Raw genomic sequence first — 1,897 nt, forward strand, 5'->3', positions numbered from 1 at the left:
CGCGCCGAGGCGCTCGTGGGCAGCCGCTGGCAGATCGGGCTGAGCGGCCGGTGGAGCGACCACTCGCTCCGGCAGCGCTACGACGCCCTCGACGGCGCGGCAGCCGGCCTCGAGGGGACCGAGCCGACAGCAGAGGCCGAGGCGCGGCTCGTCTCCGCTCTCGACGCCTTCGGCGAGACGACGAACGGCAACGACCTCGACAACCTGACTTTGGGCCTCGACGCGACCGTCGCCATCGCACGCGGCCAGACGCTCGCCTTCGGCCTCGAGGGCGTGTCGGTCGGGACGCGGTTCCACCTGCTGTCAGCGGGGTTCGGAGAGACCGCCTTCCGCGACCTCGACGCCGCGCACCGCCAAACGCGCGTGGCCGCGGTCGTAGACGGACGGCACGAGATCGGTCGGCGGTGGACGCTCGAGCCGGGCCTGCGCTTGACGACCCTGACCTCGTCCGGGGACGTGCTGGCCGAGCCGCGGCTGGCCCTCCGCTACGACGCCGCACCTGGCGACCGCGTCCTGGGCATCCCGATGTCGGGCGTCGCGGGCCGGTTGGCCGCCGGCGTGTACCGCCAGTTCGCGACGCGCGTCGAGCTCGCGACATTCGGCCCCAGCACCCTCGTCCCCGACGTGCCGGTCTGGCTGCCGATCGACTCGAGCATCGACGCCCCTTCGTCGCTCCACGTCGCCGGCGAGATCCTGTGGCGGCCGTCGGAGCGGTGGTCGACGCGCATCGAGGGCTACGCCAAGACGACGCCCCAGACGTACGACCTCGACTACTCGGCCCTGCTCGCCCGGATTCCGGGCGCTCTCACGAACCAGTCGGATTTCCTGATCGAGCAGCACGGGCGGTCGGCCGGAATCGGCATCCGCGTCGAGCGGCAGTCGCCCCGGTGGGCCTCGAGCGTTGGCCTGATGGTGGCTCGCGCCGAGCAGCAGAGCGACCAACGTTTTCGAGGCGCGTGGGTGTCCTCGCCCTGGGAGGAGCCCGTCCGCGCGACCGCCGACCTCGACGTGCTGGCGTTCGGTCAGCGAGACGGGACCGGCCTGCTCCTGCGAGCCCGAGCACTGGGCGTGTGGGGACGGAGCTGGGCGCTCCGCCGGGCCTACTACGACGTGATCGGAGCGCAGCGCAGCACCCTCGACTCGTTCTCGCTCTCGGCACCTCAGAATGACCAACTCGCGCCCTCGCTGATGCTCGACGTGGGAGCTGCCTACACGGCCCGGCTCGGTACGGGACAGCGCCTCGAGGTCGCGCTCGACGTCACCAACGTCCTGGACCGTCCGAACGTCCTCGACTGGTCGCTCCGCCCCGGCGTGTCCGGCGCCCTCGAGGCCGTCACGCGCACGCTGCCCGGTATCCAGCCCGCGCTCCGCGTCCGCGTGTCGATCTAGCGGCCGATCGCCTTCCAGTAGATCACTTTGCCGTCGAACACGTCCCAGCGCGAGCTATCGGTCTCACCCCGAAGGTAGGATGCCGCCATCGCGGCGACGCCCTCGAGGTCGCCGGCTTGGAACAGACCTGTCTTTTCGGTGACGGACAGCATCGAGGACGAGTCTTCGAGGACGACACAAGCCCGGCGCAACAACGCAGCTACCAAGCCACAGGCCCCTTGCCCGAGCCGCAGGTCACCTACCCGAACAGGCCAAATACGTAGGCGAGGGCTGGGAAGGCGAACAGGATCATCAGCCCGATGAACAGCCACACCATCGGCGTCACACCGGCCTTGGCGATGGGGAACTCGTAGGCGCAGTACGGGCAGACCTCGGCCCCCTGATCGACGGCGAAGCCGCACGACGGGCACTCGCGCTCGCCGGGTCCCGGCTCGGTCACAGCGTCGGGAGCGCCACGAACTCCGGCTCGGCCTCGAGGTCGCGCGCCGCCGGCCGGTCGATCCAGCCG

At 71.0% G+C, this 1,897-nt stretch carries 2 protein-coding genes and 1 pseudogene; 1 reads left to right on the forward strand and 2 read right to left on the reverse strand.

Annotated features, from left to right (window positions below):
- Positions 1 to 1,389, forward strand: a pseudogene (locus WBA11_RS13605) (hypothetical protein); the annotation flags it as partial.
- On the opposite strand, the gene WBA11_RS13610 reads toward WBA11_RS13605, so the two are convergent.
- Together WBA11_RS13610 and WBA11_RS13615 are read right to left on the reverse strand one after the other, a co-directional pair.
- Positions 1,386 to 1,541, reverse strand: a complete 156-nt coding sequence (locus WBA11_RS13610) for a hypothetical protein (RefSeq protein WP_424521215.1) — start codon at positions 1,539 to 1,541, stop codon at positions 1,386 to 1,388. The pseudogene WBA11_RS13605 and the gene WBA11_RS13610 sit on opposite strands and share 4 nt — an antisense overlap.
- A gap of 86 nt (positions 1,542 to 1,627) precedes the next feature.
- A partial coding sequence (locus tag WBA11_RS13615; protein WP_424521216.1) for a hypothetical protein occupies positions 1,628 to 1,897 on the reverse strand: 270 nt, incomplete at its 5' end.

It is taken from the genome of Rubrivirga sp. (genome assembly GCF_049648075.1).
Lineage (GTDB): Bacteria > Bacteroidota > Rhodothermia > Rhodothermales > Rubricoccaceae > Rubrivirga.

What these genes read in the sequence shown, in the direction of transcription:
- WBA11_RS13610 (WP_424521215.1), bottom strand. Translation starts at nt 1,541, where the DNA reads ATGCTGTCCGTCACCGAAAAGACAGGTCTGTTCCAAGCCGGCGACCTC.